Genomic DNA, 17,318 nt, shown 5'->3' on the forward strand with positions numbered 1-17,318 from the left:
ACTTAATGATCCCTTGTTCTAATTCGGTATAAAGTATATACTAAAATGCTATATCGTATAAACTTTTTTAAGATCTTTGTGGAACAAATCCTGACTAGTAAAAAACTAGGTCTTATTCGTCTAGTTATGATTAATATAATAGCTGTCGATAGTTTGAGAAATATTTCAATAACAGCTCAAGCTGGCTGGATTGTAATAAGCTTTTACATTCTTGCAGCTATATTTTTTCTAATACCTTGTGCATTGTTGACGGCTGAAATGGCTACGGGCTCTTCAGATGAAACAGGTGGTATTTATATTTGGGTTAAAAAAGCTTTTGGAAAAAGATTTGGTTTTGTTATTTTATGGCTTCAATGGGTTTATAACCTAGTATGGTTCCCATCAATATGTGGTTTCTTTGCAGGAGTCATTGCCTATGTTATGGCACCTTTATTAGGGCAAAATGCTAATGATCTAGTCTCTAATCCTTGGTATATGATGTCGATGAGCTTGGTTATGTTTTGGAGTGCTACAGCTATAAATCTTTTTGGAATAAAAACATCTAGTACAGTTAGTACATTGGGAGCTATTATAGGAACATTATTACCTATGATAGTTATAATTTTAATAGCTTTTGTATGGTCAACAACTCATACAAATAATATAACAATGCCAAGCCTTAATGATTTTGTTCCTTCAGAAAATAATGTAGGAAGTTGGGCTTTATTTATTACAGTAATGTTTAGCTTGTTTGGTTTGGAGATGAGTGCAATTCATGCAGCTAATGTAAGAGATGCTAAGAAAAATTTTCCTAGAGCTTTGTTGATTTCTGGTTTTGTTATTTTATTAACATTAATTTTGTCAAATATTGCTGTAATCTTAGTAAGTGAACAGCTCGAGATAGGAGATGTTGATATTGTGACAGGGCTTATGGTTTCATTTCATTATTTTTTTTCACAGATAGGTATGCCTTGGTTGTCTTATTTAATAGCGGTCACATTAATTTTTGGGGCATTTACAACAACATCTGCATGGATAATGGGGTTATCTAGAGCTTTTATGGTTGTTAGTAAAGATAACTTGCTACCAGCTGTTTTTAGTCAAACCAATAAAAATGATGCTCCAGATAAGATTTTAGTATTCCAAGGGCTTATATTTACTATATTTTGTTTCTTTTATATATTTATGCCTTCTGTTCATTCAGCATATTGGTACTTGAGTGATCTTACTGCTCAGTTAGCAGTAATTGCATATATGGGGATGTTTGCTACAGCACTCAAGCTTAAGTTGACTCAGCCCTTGCAGGAAGGTCAATTTGAAATTTTCAAAGGAGCTATAGGCACATTTGTTATGTCTACTTTGGGTATCATTGGATGTGTTATAGCTGTTGTAGTTGGCTTTATTCCATTAGACAGTTCTGAGATGTCTGTGTTGTATTTTGACTCTTTACTCCTTGGTGGAATAGTATTAGCCCTGGTAATTCCTTATGTATTTACCTTAAAAATGGCTAAGTAGTCCTATTTCTCATAGCCTACATATTTAATATCTTTATTATTTATTTCAAATTTAAATACTATTCCTCTAAAGTAAAAATTAAAGTTGTTACGATCCTTTTCTTGATGTGCTCTATCCAAAACTTCTTTTTTTAAAGCATCATCTGTGTAGTGACATAAAGTAAAAAAATTTTGAAAATCAGAATAAAGTTTATCAAAGTTAACATCATTCATTTGCAGTATCCTTACTATTAATCTTAACTTTAAAAAAGTTTAAAAAAAATTATTTGTTACTGTATAATACATCTAGTTAAATATTAAATACAAATAAAAGGTTTGTGTAGTGAGACTATTAGTTGTAGAAGATGATTTGAATTTGGGTGAGGGACTATTAGAAGCTCTCCAAAAAGAAGGTTATTCTGTTAATTTAGTTTCTGATGGTGAGGCTGCTCAATTATTTATCGAATCAGGTCTTTATGATGTTGTTGTGCTTGATGTTGGTTTGCCTATAAGAACAGGTTTTGAAGTGCTAAAACATGCTAGAGATAAGGGTGTTAAAACACCTATATTATTATTGACTGCTAGAGATAGTTTAGAAGAGAGAGTTAAAGGCTTAGATTTAGGGGCTGATGATTATTTAACTAAACCGTTTGAGTTAGAAGAATTAGTCGCTAGAATAAAGGCTATTTCTCGTAGAGTTGCAGCGAAAACCAATAAAACGTTAAATGAAGAAGTTAAATTTGGAGATTTTTGCTTTAATTCAGCTTCTGAAACTGTAACTAGAAATGGTGTGATAATCCCTATTTCTAAAAAAGAATTAGCTTTACTTTCTATCTTATTAAATAATGCTGGTCGCGTGGTACCTAAGACACAGTTATTAGAGGAAGTTTATTCGACTGATAAAGAAATGGATACAAATACTCTTGAAGTTCATATGCATAATCTCAGAAAGAAAATTAATATGTCTGATTTTATTCAAACAATAAGAGGTGTAGGCTATTTCATTCAAAAAGATAAAATTGAAAAGTAAAAGAGCTAATAGCTTGTATATTGTTGAATGTATAAAAAATTAAGTTTTATAAATGAGTTTTAATTTTACTTTCTGGTTATTGTTTCTTTCTATTGCTTCAGGAGTTATTTACTTAATTGATTTGTTTTTCTTTCAAAGAAAAAGACTTAAGCCGTATAAGGCTGAATTAAAAAAATTATCTAAAAAAGAGAAAAGACAGTTTTATAAAAACCATAATTTAAAAGCACCATTAGTAGCAGATTATGCAAGATCTCTTTTTGGTGTTTTTGTAGCAGTTTTTATAATAAGAACTTTTTTAATTGGAAACTTTTTAATCCCTACAGCATCAATGACACCAACACTTCCTGTTGGAGATTTTATTTTTGTCGATAAAACTGCTTATGGGGTAAGAGCTCCTTTTTCTAATAATGTGTTAATTCCGATTGGAGAACCAAAAAGAGGAGATATAGTGGTATTTCATTTCCCTGTGAATCCTAAAGTTGATTTTATAAAAAGAGTTATAGGAGTTCCTGGAGATGTGATTTCTTATAAAGATAAGAGATTAACTATTAATGGAAAGCCTTTAAAATATACAGATTGTGATTACCATACAAAAAATTACTATAATCAAGGCGGAAATAGAGAGTCGCAGGATATAGTCTGTGTAGAGCATTTAGGTGATATTCAATATAAGGTTGATTGGATGAGTATAGCAGAGCCTACCAATTTTGATGGAGTAACTGTGCCTGAAGGAAGCTATTTTGTTATGGGAGATAATCGTGATAATAGTGAAGATAGTCGCTATTGGGGATTTGTTTCTAATAAAGATTTAGTTGGTAAAGCTAAAATAGTCTGGTTCAGCTGGGATAGTCATGATAAATCAGTAAGACTAGGTGAAATAGGTAGGACTTTTTAGATAATGTCTAAAGACTATATATCTCTATATAAAAAAATTAATTATTCATTTAAAGATCAAGCTTTTGCGATAAGAGCACTAACTCATCGTAGTAAAGGTAAAAAAAACTATGAACGGTTGGAATTCTTAGGGGACTCGATATTAGGATTTCTAATAGCAGAGGTGTTGTTCTCTATGTTCCCTGAACAATCTGAAGGTAAACTTTCTCAGATAAGAACTAAGTTAGTGAAAGGATATACTTTAGCACAGCTAGCTCTAAAGTTAGGTCTTGATGAGTATATAATTTTGGGCGCAAGCGAGTTAAAAGGTGGGGGACATAAGAGGGAGAGGATTCTTGAAGATGTCTTAGAAGCTTTAATCGGTGCTATATATTTAGATAGTGATTTTGAGACAGTTAAAAAATGTGTGATTAGCTGGTATAGGCCTATATTAGAAAATATAGATCTTGATGTTGTTAAAATAAAAGATAACAAATCAAAATTACAGGAAATTTTATTACAAAATACTTATGAGTTACCCGACTATGCTCTTGTGAAAACTGAAGGGGAAGATCATCAGCAAATATTTACTGTAAAGGTTTTAGTGAAAGAGCTTGATTTGGAAACAGAGGGTGTCGCAGATAGTAAAAAAAAGGCTGAGCAATTAGCTGCAGGAGAGATGATTAGATTCCTTGCAGAAAAGGAGCTGTATGAAAAAAAGAAATAAACTCAATTTGAACGGGGTGGTAGTGATTAATAAACCCCGGGGTTTATCATCAAATAAAGTTCTTCAAGAGGTTAAGCATCTATTTAATGCTCAAAAAGCTGGTCACACAGGCACTTTAGATCCAATGGCTACAGGAGTTTTACCTATTTGTTTTGGTAGAGCAACTAAAATAGCGCAGTATTTATTAGACTCTGATAAAGAGTATATGGCTACAATTAAGTTAGGTGTAGAAACTGATTCGGGAGATGCTGAAGGGCAGATTATAACTGAAAGTAAGCAAGTACCTAGTTTAGATGAGAGTTTAATAGAGAAAATATTAAGTAAATTTAGAGGAAAAATTGAACAAGTTCCACCAATGTTTTCAGCTTTAAAATATAATGGACAACCTTTGTATAAACTAGCTAGAGCTGGCGAGAAGGTTGAGATAAAGCCAAGAAATATAAACATATATAAGTTAGAGTTAAAATCTTTCGCAGAAGATAATATAAAAATATTAGTTAAATGTTCTAAGGGGACATATATTAGGAGTTTAGCTATAGATATTGGTAGAGAGTTAGGGTGTGGCGGGCATTTGATAGAACTTCATAGAGTTGCAAGTGGACCTTTTAATATTCAGCAAGCTTTTGAGCTAGAAAATTTAAAATCATTAAGTTTAGTGCAAAAAATTGATACCATTAATCATGTAGAAAAAGTTTTTGAGGATAAGCCAATTTATTATTTGGCAGAAAACCTTAAAGATGATTTGTTAAAAAGAGGGAAGTTACCTGTTAAACTGGAATTAGATGGAGTGGTGAGAATTTATAGTGACGATATATTTATTGCAATTGCAGAGTTTGATCAGGGTAAATTAAAAAATAAAAAGTTCTTTGAACAGGATATATTTATAAGTGAGTAAATACAATATTGAAAATGACCCTAATAAAGAGTTAGAGGCACAAAAATACACCAACCCAATTCCAAGTAGAGAGTTTATTCTCAAATACCTTAAAGATCTTGGTTTTCCAGCAACGATAGAAAATATTGCACAAGCTTTGGAAATAGATAAAAGATCGCAGCTTGAAGGCCTTATCAACAGACTTGGGGCTATGGATAGAGATGGGCAAGTTGTTAAAGATAAATCATTTTATAGATTGGCTGATTATAAGCATCTATATATAACATCAAAAGTAAGATCTGATAAAGATGGGCGACTAGTCTTATTTTCCCATATTGAGCAAGCTGAAGTAGTTATTTCATCAACATATTCAAAGATGTTATTTGTGGGAGATGAGGTTGCAGCTAAGATTATTGGTTTGAATAAGAAAAATCAGTTAGAAGCAGAAGTGACAACCATTTTAAAAAGAAATACAAAAACTTTAGTTGGTTATTATGATACCTGCTTTGATGGTCATTTTTTAAGACCGGTAAGTAAAAATATAAGTTCTAATATTATCTTATTGCCTCCTAGAGAAAAAATAGAACAACATTCGCTTATTGAAGCTGAGATTATAGTTCAACCAAGTATTATAGGCGCAGCTGTAGGAAGGTTTTTAAGAACTGTGGAAGAAATGTCTCCTGTTAAAGAAGCTATGATGATAGCTAGTAAGAAGTATGATTTAACAGAGGAGTGGAGTAAAACGGCCTTAAAATATTTAGAAAAAATATCTGAAGATGTGAAGTTAGAAAATAGAGTGGATTTAAGATCGCTAGACTTTGTAACTATAGATGGTGAAGATGCTAAAGATTTTGATGATGCTGTTTATGCAACAAAAACAAAGAGTGGTGGTTGGAAGTTATATGTTGCGATAGCAGATGTTTCTAATTATGTAAGAAAAGATACTGCTTTAGACCTGGATGCTAAAAAGAGATCCACATCAGTATATTTCCCTGGCTATGTAATACCAATGCTACCAGAGAAGTTATCAAATGAACTATGTTCGTTACAACCTAAAGTCGATAGATATTCACTGGTATGTGAAATGAATATTAGTAGTAATGGGACACTTTCAAGATATAAGTTTTATTCTGCGGTTATTAGATCAAAAGCAAGACTTACTTATACTGAGGTTGCTAACTTGTTGGATAAGAAGAAAAACTCTATTGTAGAAAAATCCCCAGAAGTTATCCCTAGCTTATTTACTTTATATGATTTATATAAAATATTACATCAGGCTAGAGATGAGCGTGGCGCTATAGATTTTGATACGGTTGAAACGCAAATACTTCTTGATGAACATAATCATATTGAGTCAATAGTTCCAAGGCATAGAAACGATGCGCATAGATTAATTGAAGAATGTATGCTTATAGCAAATACAGCAGCAGCTAAGTTTATGATTAAGCATAAAAAAACTTCACCATTTAGAGTTCATAGTGAACCTAAAGAAGAAAAAATGCTTGCGCTAAAAAAATATTTGGGCTCTCAAGGAATACATCTATCACAAGGTAAAGATGGAAAAGTCACACCTCAAGCAATATCTGAAATGCTTGAAAGTGTTAAAGATCGTAAAAACTTTGACGATATACAATTGATGACTTTAAGAAGTATGAATCAAGCTGTTTATAGTATTGATAATCAGGGACATTTTGGATTAGCATATAAAGCTTATACTCATTTTACCTCTCCTATAAGAAGATATCCTGATTTAGTAGTCCATAGGCTTATAAAATCAACAATTGATGAATATGGTTACGGAGGTAGTGACTATAAAGCAGGAGAATTAGCTGCTATTTGTGATAATGCATCTAATCAAGAAAGAAATGCTGACGGCGCTTCTAAACAAGTTGAAAATTGGCTGAAGTGCTACTTCATGAAAGATTATATCGGAGAAGTTTTAGATGCTCATATAGCACATATTAACGGTTTAGGAATATTCGCTGAATTAAAAAATATGTACATAGAAGGGCTTATCCATGTTTCGGCTATTAAAGGAGACTATTATATTTTTGATGAGCCTAAAAATATTCTTATAGGAAAGAGAACTAATAGAGTATTTAGGTTAGGTCAAGAAATAACAGTACGTGTTGTAAGGGTTGATCTTGATAAAATCCATATAGATTTTGAATTGGTTGATAGTAAGACTGATCCTGAATTGGAAAAATCTTTAACGCCAAGAAAAAGCAAAAGAGCTAAATTTAAAGCATCTAGAAAACGTTCAGAAAGGAAAAAAAGAGCAAAAAAGAAAAAAATAAGTGAGCTTGAGTCTTAAAAATTAAAACCATCTTTTTTGCAAGCATCTAAGAATTCTGGTCTTTGAGATATTTGCTTAGCTAAACGTTTTACATTTTCACCAGTGGTAACAGTTAAGTAAGGAAAGAACTTAGCTGCCCATTTGGTATATATGGTTATTAAATAGTCTACAATTGTTGCTTCATTGCCAAACATGAATTCATTTTCAGAGAGGTGATTGTCAACTATTACCCATAGTTCAGAAATTTTATCAGCTAGTTTTTGTAAAACTTCTATATTCTTATTTTCTCCCATAGCGTTAGCTGTACCTGTGGCACGGGTGTAAGAAGGATGAAGGGTAGCATAGTTAAACATTAATTTTTGATAAAACTCTCCCTTATCCTCTATAGATATTTTTTTTAATGAATCACAATGTTTATCTAGTAGATATAAAGTAATAGCAGCACCTTCAGAAATTACTCTTTTGCCAGTGTCTAAAGCAGGTACTTGGTTAGTTGGTACTATTTTAGAATAGTTCGGAACATCCTTGCGATGGATTATTTTGTAATCTACTTTTAATTTTTCTAGTAGAACAGCTATTGCTGTAGAACATGATCCTGGAATTGAATAAAGAATATACATATTTTCTAAGTTTTTTCTTTTTGGTGAAAATATTATATATATTTCTGATTTAGATGAGTAGTTTATTCAAATACTTAATATTTATGAATATTTGGTTAGATATGGGTTATGAAAGCTTTGGAATAAGTGCTTTTAAAGCTTTTCCTAGGATTATTTTTTTGAAATGTTTTTTCATAAATTTCTCCTTTAAAATGTTTTATTAATTTAATAAAGGAATGAAGTCTTCCTTTTATATATAATTGTAAGTGGAGAGAAATATATTGTCTCTATACAAAATTGTATATCTGCTATACAAAAAGGAATATAAGGTATGAATTATAATGATTTATTTTTGTTTATAAAGCTTATAAAACTAGGATCATTTACAGCTCTTGCTGAATCACTGAATACTTCGCAAGCCACTGTATCTAGAAGAATAAAGCAATTAGAGGAATCATTAGGAATAAATCTAATGAGAAGAAACTCTAGAGGGCTTATTGAAATGACATCTCAAGGTAGAGAGGTTTTTGAAAGGTTTGAGGGAATAGAGCAGAATGCTAGTGATGCATTACAAGACATTGTTAATAAGACAAAAGATGTTGAGGGTATACTAAGAATAGCCTTACCAAAACAATTCTTTGATAATATTTTATTAGAAAAATTAAAGCACTTTTATTTAAAATACCCAAAAGTTGTATTAGTCTTCTCTTATAATGGAGGGGCAATAGATCTATTAAAAGAAAACTGTGATATAGGGATTAGTTTTCACAAGCCAGTCGCTCAAAGCAATACTATAAAGTTGTTAATAAAGACTAAAAATAAATTATATGTTTCACGAAAATATATGGAAGCTCATGGTATTCCAGAAACACTACAAGAGTTAAAAGATCACCGTCTAGTTGGATTTTTACAAAATGGTGAAATACAGACAAAGCTAATTGCAACATCTGAAAAAACTAATAGAAAAGAGGAATTCAATTTTAAACCTAGGTTTATACTAAATAATGCCTTTTGTGATGTTAAAATCGCATTTAGTGATGCAATTGTTATTAATACTTTTGACATTTTCATAAACCCTTCTGATGAAAAAAAGTTAGTACCAGTTTTAGATGATTATCACTTTGGAGAGTTTAATTTTTATTTGATTAGAGGTGCGGGAGTAAGAAGTAAATTGGAAGATACTTTTGTAGATTTCTTAAAAGTTTGTTTATCAAAAGAGAATTAAAATACTCTATAGTTGCTTCAACTATTATAATCTTTTTATCAATGCTATAATTTTCTTAATTATTCTTTGAAATATATAGATATGAAAAAAAATAATTTAATTTTTGGTATTTTGGTTGCAACAATATTTCTTTTGTCTTCTTGTAGTAAAACAAGTGTCAATTATGAAAAGTCTGATAGTGTAGATACAACTTCGATTAACTTTAGTTCAACAGATCTTCAAGCTATGACTAAGGATATGGTTGAGGATATGTTATCGTCAAAAGCTGTTGTGAGAATAACATCTATGGAAAGACCAACTTTATTCTTTAGTAATATTCGTAATGAAACGAGAGAGCATATAAATACAAATATGCTATCTAATACAGTGCAAACCCAGCTTATAAAGAGTGATATGTTCCAAGTTACAGATATGGAGCAAATTAAGAATGTTAGAGAGCAGCTGGGATATCAAGCAAATAGTGGTATGGTTGATCAAAATACAGCTATAAAGCTAGGGCAGCACATTGGTGCTAGGTATATGGTTTATGGTAGCATTCAAGATATTGATAATACAAATGTAGATGGCGATAAAAGGTCTAAGTTCTTTTTAGCAACATTAAAAATGATGGATTTACAAACAGGCTTAATAATTTGGCAAGATGATAAGCAAATACGAAAATCACAAACTAGATCAACATTTGGATGGTAATTCTTTAAGATATGTAAATGGAGAGTAATATGAAAAAGAAAATTTTAACATCTTTGCTTTTAGCATCACTTTTTACGAGCACTGCATTTGCTCAAGAAACTAATGATACACAATCAGTTCAACAGCAAACCACGTCAGACTCAAAAAATATAGAGACTGATAATGTTTCGGATTTAAATAATTCTATTAGTTCTGATGCTAAGCCTGTCCAAAACCAAGACGGTAGAACTGCTGAGCAAATATTAGAAGATGTTATGGAAGCTTATATTAATGAAAATAATTTAAGAGATAAATATGCTTATGTTGGTTCAGCTGTTGGAGAAGCTTCTTTTAATCAGACTAACTCAAACTATACAGATGGTGTGCAAATAGCATTTGAAAAATCTTTAATAAAAGCACAAGCAGAATATATTTCATTTATCTCTGCAAACACAAAGGTTGATAAATCTTTAAGTATAAATAGTAATCAGGGTACAGGAGCTAATGAACTAAATACTGATTCTGATAAGCCTAAAGCTGGTACACAGGCTGCGATAGATGCTAAAACTATGGCGTTAAGTGAAGCTGAACTAGATGCAAAGCTTAAAGCAAATGGTGTTAATCCTAATGATATTGCCTCACCAGATGAAAAGAGAAAACTTTTACTTAATCAGCAAATGACAATTCAAAGTTTAACTACTGGATTTGGAAACTTATCAGGATTGTTGCCAATAAAGACTTTTGTGGTTGAAAAAGATGGTAATGCTGCAGTAGGTGTAGTGGTTATCTACTCTGATAAAATTAAAGGGATGTTTGAAGATATTAAACACGGCAATGAACCTGTAATAAAAGGTAAGGGTGGGAAGCCAACAGCAGATTTATATAAAGATAAATCTGGTGAAGATATGATGGGAGATTTTGGTATTAGAGTTGGTTTTGATGAAAATAATCAACCATATATTTTATCTTTTGGTCAAGGATCTTATACTGGAGCTAAAATTCAAGGTGTTTCAGCTTCTAGTTATGCTTATAAACAAGCAGAGATTCAAGCAAGAGCTAATATAGTAACCTTAGTTGCTGGACAAATGTCTACAAAAGAGGCTTTAACTCTATCAGAAAATATAGCGAGTACATTAGTTAAAAATACACAGACAGATCAGTTAAGAAGAGATGATACAACTGATATAGAAAAAGCTCTTTCAACTTATTATCAGACTCATGCTCAGCTTGATTTAATAGGTTTGAAAACAGTTAAAAAATGGAGATATACACTACCAAGTACTAGCAATACAGTATATGGCGTAGTGATAAGATGGAATCCAGAACAAGTTAAAACAGCTAATGCTATCAAAAATTTTGATTATGATAAATATCGTAGAGAACATGCTCAAACTAGTGATAGTGGAAAAACTTCACTAAATGGTCAAGTTATCATTAGGCAAAGTGATGATAATGAGTATTTAAATCAATTCTAATTTTGAGATAAGTATTATGTTAAGAAATGTGCTTTTAGTATTTACTACATTCTTGCTTGTAGCATCGTTGTCTTTAGCTGGTGATCATATATTGGTTGATGGCTTTGGAAAAACAAGACACAATGCTATTATAAATGCTTTGATTCAAACAGTTAATAAAAATGAAAAAGCCAATGAAGCAGAAATTGAGAAAGAAATAGATAATCTAAATACTCAAATGCCAAATACTTCAGGAAGTTTAGAAATAGCTCTTACAGAAAACTTTGAAAAAGAAATTAGAAAAATAACTAAAGGCTTGATCATATCTTATACAATAGAAAATGAAATCAAACATCAAGAAGGATATGAGGTTAGATTATCTATAAATTTAGGACAGTATCAGCCAGTTGATGAAAGATCTAAACTTAATATGTATAAAGTTGCAATAGTTCCATTTAATGTTAAGCAAGATGCTATAAATGCTGGTGATACAACAACTTCAGTAGTGAAAATAGGTTTAGAAGAAGCTATAAAAGCTCAATTTACTCAATCTAGAAAATTTAGAATAGTAAATCGAAATGAAGATGATGAAGCAATTTATCAGTCTGAAATAAAAAAAATAAACTCCTCGACTTCAGCAGAAGAAAAACTAAAACTAGGTCAGAAAATTGGAGCAGATTTTATTTTGACTGGTGATGTTTTAGCTTTAAGTATAAATGAGAAAAAGTCATCTTATTATGGAGAGAATTTTGCTAATTGGAGAGTTTCAGCCACAGTTTCTTATAGAGTGATTGAATTAGCTACTATGGAAGTAAAATGGTCTAATACTGTTACAGTATCTCTGCCATCAAGTGAAGCAAATGAATATATAGAAGCAAATAATGGTTCTTTATTAGAAGTTGAAAATAGACTGTACCATAAGATAGGTAAAGAAATAGCAGATCAAGTTATAGGAGCTATTTACCCACTGTCTGTACTTTCTGTTGTAGATAATAATATATATCTTAATCAGGGTGGTGAAAGAGTCAAAAGAGGAAGTATCTATACTATAAGGTATAGTATAGGAACAGTAGAAGATAGCTCTACAGGTCAACATACTGTATTAGATAGTAAGCCATCCGCTAAAATTAGAGTTATAGATGTAATGCCAAAATATTCTATAGCTGAGGTTATAGAAGGTGGAATCAATAATATACAAAAAGGTGATAGAGCATATTTATCTAACTAAATATTGAGCATGAAAAAAATATTCCTAAAATTATTTCTCTATATATCTTTTTTTAGTTTTATTACTAGTTGTGCAACTCTTAGCTCTAGTCATCCTGACAAAATAAAGCCAGCTAAAGATTCTATAAGATCAGGAGTTCCGAAAAAAGAAGAGCAAAATTTAAGAAAACTATTTTTATCAGAAAGTGTGGATTCACCAATTGGATTTCTTGAGGTTGGAAGATTTGAGCAATTTGCTGGTAGTGTTGATACATCACAAAAAAATTATAATAAAGCTACAGACTATATAGCAAAAACTCAAACTCAAGCGTTAATTAGAGTAAGAGATATTCTTTCAGGTATTCAATCAGTTGCTTTAAGTGATAAAGAAAGGCAGTACCGTATTCAAGATTATGAAATAACTTTTTTATATATCTATAGAGCATTAAACTTTTTGATTAATAAGAACATTGAAGATGCTGCTGTAAGTATAAGAAATTTATCTTATGCTCAATATGCTACTTTTGAGTCAAAACAGTTAGCTCAAGATATTCAAAGAACAACAAAACAGGACATTAGAGGTGGTGAATCTCAATATATCACTAGAGATTTTGTTAATACTAAGCAGTTTAGGGATACTCAAGAGATTGCTAGTAAAGTAGTTAATTCTTATGAAAATGGTTTTGGATATTATTTGGAGGCTCTAATATACCAAGCCTATGATAATAACCTAAATAATGTGCATTTATCTATGAAAAATGCTTCTGGAATATTGCCAAACAATCCATATGTGAGTAAAGATTATGAGCAAGTAAGAAAGGCATTCTATGGTGAAGCGCCTTTATATAAAGATAATCAAGGAAAATTAGTTCTTATATATGAGCAAGGACTTGTTGAATCAATAAAAAGATTTGATCTGCCAATAATAATCTTTGCAAGAATGGCAGGAGTGCAAAAAATATCTCTTCCTTATTATGGTAAATATGTTTTAGATCCATCAATAGATGTAAAAGTTTTTAAAGATAATAATTTAGTAGGCTCAGGTAAGACATCTTTATTGGTTGATACTACTGCTATGGCTGCTAAGTCATTAAGTGATGATTATCCTGCTATTCTTTCTCGAGAAATAGCTAGAGTTATAGCAAAAGTAACTGCTTCTGTAGTAGCAATACAGTCATCTGGTGATTACGGTGCTTTAGCAGCTATTGCTGCAACTGCTTATTCTCAGCTTACTACAGTTGCAGATCAGAGAAGCTGGTTGCTATTACCAAATAATGTCCAGTTATATAGTATAAATTTAGATCAGGGTTACTATAATATTGAAATAGATGGAAAAATAAAGAAAGTTAAAGTTGAACATGGTAAAAATTCTTTGTTATGGATTACTAAAGTCGATAAATACGATCAAGTAATGTTCAATAGTGTTTTATAGAGGTGGCTGGAATTTTACTTAGGTTCCATATATCATTATAGGGTTATATTTTTTATATTCTTGGAGTTTATTTATGAGAATAGTTTCTGTGGATGATATGGCTAAAATTGTCCAAAAACATGGTTTTGATCATTTTGTAAAAGATCTTGTTCAGTATACAAAAGAAGATTTTATAAGATGGAATAAGTTTGATAAATCACCAAGGTACGCAGCACATGTTCCTGGTGGAGTTTTAGAGCTTATGCCAACTGCGGATGATAAGTTATTTACATATAAATGTGTGAATGGACATCCTGGAAATCCATTTGATGGAAAACAAACAGTTGTAGCTACTGGGCAACTTAATGAAATCAAATATGGATATCCTTTATTAATATCTGAAATGACACTTTTAACTGCTTTAAGAACAGCGGCAGCAACTATTTTAGCAACTGATTATCTGGCAAGAAAAAAGAGTAAAACTCTAGCTCTAATTGGTACTGGTGCTCAAAGTGAGTTTCAAACTTTGGCACATAAACTAATAAGACCAATAGAAACTGTGAAATACTATGACACAGATCCTAAGGCAATGGTTAAGTATGCTAACAATATGAAAAATTCTGGCTTAAACCTTCAACCATGTGAGAGTGCTAAAGAAGCATGTGAAGAAGCAGATATTATAGTTGTTTGTACAGCTTGTAAGCTGCACGCGATTGTTATTGAGAATGATTGGATTAAAGAAGGTGTACATATAAATGGTCTTGGTGGAGATTGTCCAGGTAAGACAGAGTTAGATATGAAAATACTATTCCGTGGTAAGGTTGTTGTAGAGTACAAAGAACAATCTATGATTGAAGGAGAGATTCAAAATCTTTCTCCACAAGAAGTAAAAGAAGTTCTTCATGCCGAAGTTTGGGAAATACTTTCAGGCAATAAGGCTGGTCGCGAAAGTGATGATGAAATTACAATCTATGATTCAGTTGGTTTTGCTATTGAAGATTTTTCAGCATTAAGGTTAGTTCTGGATTTGGCCGATAAATATAAGATTGGCAGTGATATGAATATGATCCCGCCTATTAAAGACCCTAAAAATTTATATTCAGTCCTATAGTAATTTTGGAGTAATAATATGAGAAAAGTAGAAGCAATAGGAGTTTCTATTGGTAATGCTGGACGTAAAATAGGATGTGGAAGAGCACCTTATGTATTATTAAATCTTCTAAGAGATAGAAGAATAGATGCTCAAATTTTTAATTATATTGGTGGTCGTGTTGAAGTTGATACGATGGAGAGATATTTTACTAAAGTAGCTAAGAAAATATCTAGTGTGTTATCTGAAAACAAATTTCCTTTAGCATTAGGAGGAGACCATTCATGCGCTATAGGTACATGGAGTGGTGTTTATGATCATTTAAAAAAACAAGGAAATGATCTTGGATTAATATGGATAGATGCTCATATGGATAGTCATCGTCCAGATACATCTGAAACTGGTAATATCCATGGCATGCCTGTAGCCCACCTACTTGGTTATGGATATGAAGAATTTACACACATATTAAATAATGAGCCAAAATTGAAACCAGAGAATATTGTCTTTTTTGGTATACGTTCTTATGAACCAGCAGAAGAAGAGTTTTTAAATGAGCTTGGAGTAAAGGTTTATTATCAAAAAGATTTGAATAGTCAAAATTTTGAAAAACTCTTTTTAGAAGAGTTTGACCGTCTTGCAAAAGCAACAAATGGTAATGTTGGCATAAGCTTTGATTTAGATGGTTTAGATCCTGTCATGATGGATGCAGTTGGCACTCCAGTGGAAAATGGAATTCAGCCGGAAGTTTTCTATGAGACTATCTCTAAAATTGATTATGATAATTTAGTATGTTTTGAAGTAGCTGAATATAATCCAATGCTTGATAAAACTGGGCTTTCTTTAGGCTATATGGAAAAAGTTTTAAGACTTGTTGAAGGAAAAATAAAAGAGGGTTAGAAGCAATAGTTTTTATATCAGAGGGTAATAAGATATAATGATCTAACTACCTTTTAGATTTTAGTAGCTTAATGACTGATCAAAATATCCTTTTAATGACAGATAGTTATAAGCATTCACATCCTTTTCAATATCCTGAAAATACTAATTACCTTCATTTTTATATAGAAAGTAGAGGAGCATCAGGCCCTTATCTTAATGAGGAAACAAAGTTCTTTGGTCTTCAATATTATATTAAAAAATATTTATCTAAACCGATAACTATAGAGATGGTAAATGAAGCTAAAGAGCTTCTAGCTTTACATGGTATTCCTTTTTATGAAGATGGATTTAGAAAAATTATAGATAAATATAATGGTTATTTACCAGTTAGGATAAGAGCTATTAAAGAGGGTGTTGTTATCCCTACTAAAAATGCTCTTATGACTATAGAAAGTACAGATGAAGAGCTTTTCTGGTTACCAGGATTTTTAGAAACTCTTTTGCTTAAAGTTTGGTATCCAATTACAGTAGCAACTCTTAGTTATAATATAAAAATAGAAATTCAAAAATATCTAAAAGAGACGGCAGATACTTTAGATAAATTACCCTTTATGTTACATGATTTTGGATATAGAGGTGTTTCAAGTGAAGAGTCTGCTCAGATTGGTGGGGCAGCACATCTTACTAATTTCATGGGTACAGATACATTAGCCGCTTTAAAATTTTGCAGAGATTACTATTCAGAAGAAATGGCGGCATTTTCTATACCAGCTAGTGAGCATTCTACAGTTACATGCTGGGGTCATGGGCTTGAGAATGAGAAAGAGGCTTTTGAGAATATGATTAATAAGTTTGGCGATAATAGCCTTTTATATGCCTGTGTGTCTGATAGCTGGGATTTTAAAGGAGCTATACAAACATGGACTGATTTAAAAGATAAAGTTTTATCTAAAAAAGCAAACCTTGTTATACGACCAGACTCTGGTGATGCAATTGATAATATTACTTATGCCTTAGCTGAATTAGAAAAAAGCTATGGTGTAAAAATTAATTCAAAAGGATATAAGGTTTTAAATAAAGTTGCTTTGATTCAAGGTGATGGCGTCAATCTAACTCTAGTTAAGAAAATCTTAGAAGCAATGAAAAAAATAAAGTTCTCAGCTGAGAATATAGCCTTTGGTATGGGTGGAGCATTACTGCAAGGCAATTTTGAATCCTCTATAAATAGAGATAGTTTTAAATTTGCAATGAAATGTTCTGCTATCAGAAGAGGAAACGAAATCTTCGATGTGTATAAAAATCCAATAACAGATAGGACTAAAAAATCTAAAAAAGGGCGTCTTGATCTTATTAAAGATGAGAATGGAGAGTATCAGACTATAGTTTTAAATGAGAGCTTTAAAATTGGCCAATATCATCCTAAAAGTGAATTTGTGACATATTATGAAAATGGTCAGCTATTGTTTGAACAAAGCTTAAAAGATATAAGACAAAGAAGTTAATTTTGGTA

The 17,318-nt window shown here is 31.4% G+C and carries 16 protein-coding genes; 14 read left to right on the forward strand and 2 right to left on the reverse strand.

Features of this window, described 5'->3' with window-relative positions; genetic code table 11:
• The first annotated feature begins 78 nt into the window (after positions 1-78).
• Positions 79-1,494, forward strand: coding sequence for an APC family permease (locus tag DNK87_RS06090; protein ID WP_119330156.1), 1,416 nt, complete (start codon positions 79-81; stop codon positions 1,492-1,494).
• 2 nt (positions 1,495-1,496) lie between these two features.
• On the opposite strand, the gene DNK87_RS06095 is transcribed toward DNK87_RS06090, so the two are convergent.
• On the reverse strand, positions 1,497-1,706 hold the full coding sequence (locus DNK87_RS06095; RefSeq protein WP_119329988.1) for a hypothetical protein: 210 nt from the start codon (positions 1,704-1,706) through the stop codon (positions 1,497-1,499).
• Between the two features lie 109 nt (positions 1,707-1,815).
• Between DNK87_RS06095 and DNK87_RS06100 the strand changes: the two genes are divergently transcribed.
• The 5 genes from DNK87_RS06100 to rnr are packed head-to-tail and all read left to right on the forward strand — an operon-like array spanning position 1,816 to position 7,290.
• On the forward strand, positions 1,816-2,502 hold the full coding sequence (locus DNK87_RS06100; protein ID WP_119329989.1) for a response regulator: 687 nt from the start codon (positions 1,816-1,818) through the stop codon (positions 2,500-2,502).
• A 52-nt stretch (positions 2,503-2,554) separates the two neighbouring features.
• A complete protein-coding gene (lepB, locus tag DNK87_RS06105) occupies positions 2,555-3,397 on the forward strand; it encodes a signal peptidase I (protein ID WP_119329990.1) in 843 nt (280 codons plus the stop codon).
• A 3-nt stretch (positions 3,398-3,400) separates the two neighbouring features.
• Positions 3,401-4,102, forward strand: a complete 702-nt coding sequence (rnc, locus tag DNK87_RS06110) for a ribonuclease III (protein ID WP_119329991.1) — start codon at positions 3,401-3,403, stop codon at positions 4,100-4,102.
• Complete coding sequence (gene truB, locus DNK87_RS06115; protein WP_119329992.1) at positions 4,086-4,997, forward strand: tRNA pseudouridine(55) synthase TruB; 912 nt, start codon at positions 4,086-4,088, stop codon at positions 4,995-4,997. Before rnc ends, truB begins: the two co-directional genes overlap by 17 nt.
• A complete protein-coding gene (gene rnr / locus DNK87_RS06120; RefSeq protein ID WP_119329993.1) occupies positions 4,990-7,290 on the forward strand; it encodes a ribonuclease R in 2,301 nt (766 codons plus the stop codon). The genes truB and rnr overlap by 8 nt, the downstream gene beginning before the upstream one ends.
• On the opposite strand, the gene DNK87_RS06125 is transcribed toward rnr, so the two are convergent.
• Complete coding sequence (locus tag DNK87_RS06125) at positions 7,287-7,892, reverse strand: glutathione S-transferase family protein (RefSeq protein WP_119329994.1); 606 nt, start codon at positions 7,890-7,892, stop codon at positions 7,287-7,289. The two genes, rnr and DNK87_RS06125, sit on opposite strands and share 4 nt — an antisense overlap.
• A 310-nt stretch (positions 7,893-8,202) precedes the next feature.
• On the opposite strand from DNK87_RS06125, the gene DNK87_RS06130 reads away from it, so the two are divergent.
• From DNK87_RS06130 to DNK87_RS06165, 8 genes are all read left to right on the forward strand, one after another.
• Complete coding sequence (locus DNK87_RS06130) at positions 8,203-9,096, forward strand: LysR family transcriptional regulator (RefSeq protein WP_119329995.1); 894 nt, start codon at positions 8,203-8,205, stop codon at positions 9,094-9,096.
• Between the two features lie 81 nt (positions 9,097-9,177).
• Positions 9,178-9,786: a penicillin-binding protein activator LpoB gene (lpoB, locus tag DNK87_RS06135; protein WP_119329996.1), complete on the forward strand. Its 609-nt coding sequence runs from the start codon at positions 9,178-9,180 to the stop codon at positions 9,784-9,786.
• Positions 9,787-9,815: 29 nt separating this feature from the next.
• A complete protein-coding gene (locus DNK87_RS06140; RefSeq protein ID WP_119330157.1) occupies positions 9,816-11,240 on the forward strand; it encodes a DUF6844 domain-containing protein in 1,425 nt (474 codons plus the stop codon).
• A 16-nt stretch (positions 11,241-11,256) separates the two neighbouring features.
• Positions 11,257-12,447 carry a CsgG/HfaB family protein gene (locus DNK87_RS06145; protein ID WP_119329997.1) on the forward strand — a complete coding sequence of 397 codons (1,191 nt, stop codon included), beginning with the start codon at positions 11,257-11,259 and terminating at the stop codon, positions 12,445-12,447.
• Positions 12,448-12,456: 9 nt separating this feature from the next.
• Positions 12,457-13,857: a COG3014 family protein gene (locus tag DNK87_RS06150; RefSeq protein ID WP_119329998.1), complete on the forward strand. Its 1,401-nt coding sequence runs from the start codon at positions 12,457-12,459 to the stop codon at positions 13,855-13,857.
• Between the two features lie 73 nt (positions 13,858-13,930).
• Positions 13,931-14,947 (forward strand): ornithine cyclodeaminase, encoded by a 1,017-nt coding sequence (locus DNK87_RS06155; protein ID WP_119329999.1) that lies wholly within the window; start codon positions 13,931-13,933, stop codon positions 14,945-14,947.
• Between the two features lie 18 nt (positions 14,948-14,965).
• Positions 14,966-15,826 carry an arginase gene (locus tag DNK87_RS06160; RefSeq protein WP_119330000.1) on the forward strand — a complete coding sequence of 287 codons (861 nt, stop codon included), beginning with the start codon at positions 14,966-14,968 and terminating at the stop codon, positions 15,824-15,826.
• 71 nt (positions 15,827-15,897) lie between these two features.
• Positions 15,898-17,310, forward strand: coding sequence for a nicotinate phosphoribosyltransferase (locus DNK87_RS06165; protein ID WP_119330001.1), 1,413 nt, complete (start codon positions 15,898-15,900; stop codon positions 17,308-17,310).
• The last annotated feature ends 8 nt before the right edge of the window (positions 17,311-17,318 follow it).

The organism is Pseudofrancisella aestuarii (assembly GCF_003574475.2).
GTDB classification, from domain to species: Bacteria; Pseudomonadota; Gammaproteobacteria; order Francisellales; family Francisellaceae; genus Francisella; species Francisella aestuarii.

What these genes read in the sequence shown, in the direction of transcription:
- lepB (WP_119329990.1), top strand. Translation starts at nt 2,555, where the DNA reads ATGAGTTTTAATTTTACTTTCTGGTTATTGTTTCTTTCTATTGCTTCA.
- lpoB (WP_119329996.1), top strand. Translation starts at nt 9,178, where the DNA reads ATGAAAAAAAATAATTTAATTTTTGGTATTTTGGTTGCAACAATATTT.
- DNK87_RS06125 (WP_119329994.1), bottom strand. Translation starts at nt 7,892, where the DNA reads ATGTATATTCTTTATTCAATTCCAGGATCATGTTCTACAGCAATAGCT.
- DNK87_RS06145 (WP_119329997.1), top strand. Translation starts at nt 11,257, where the DNA reads ATGTTAAGAAATGTGCTTTTAGTATTTACTACATTCTTGCTTGTAGCA.
- DNK87_RS06095 (WP_119329988.1), bottom strand. Translation starts at nt 1,706, where the DNA reads ATGAATGATGTTAACTTTGATAAACTTTATTCTGATTTTCAAAATTTT.
- DNK87_RS06155 (WP_119329999.1), top strand. Translation starts at nt 13,931, where the DNA reads ATGAGAATAGTTTCTGTGGATGATATGGCTAAAATTGTCCAAAAACAT.
- rnc (WP_119329991.1), top strand. Translation starts at nt 3,401, where the DNA reads ATGTCTAAAGACTATATATCTCTATATAAAAAAATTAATTATTCATTT.
- truB (WP_119329992.1), top strand. Translation starts at nt 4,086, where the DNA reads ATGAAAAAAAGAAATAAACTCAATTTGAACGGGGTGGTAGTGATTAAT.
- DNK87_RS06130 (WP_119329995.1), top strand. Translation starts at nt 8,203, where the DNA reads ATGAATTATAATGATTTATTTTTGTTTATAAAGCTTATAAAACTAGGA.
- DNK87_RS06160 (WP_119330000.1), top strand. Translation starts at nt 14,966, where the DNA reads ATGAGAAAAGTAGAAGCAATAGGAGTTTCTATTGGTAATGCTGGACGT.
- DNK87_RS06140 (WP_119330157.1), top strand. Translation starts at nt 9,816, where the DNA reads ATGAAAAAGAAAATTTTAACATCTTTGCTTTTAGCATCACTTTTTACG.
- DNK87_RS06150 (WP_119329998.1), top strand. Translation starts at nt 12,457, where the DNA reads ATGAAAAAAATATTCCTAAAATTATTTCTCTATATATCTTTTTTTAGT.
- DNK87_RS06165 (WP_119330001.1), top strand. Translation starts at nt 15,898, where the DNA reads ATGACTGATCAAAATATCCTTTTAATGACAGATAGTTATAAGCATTCA.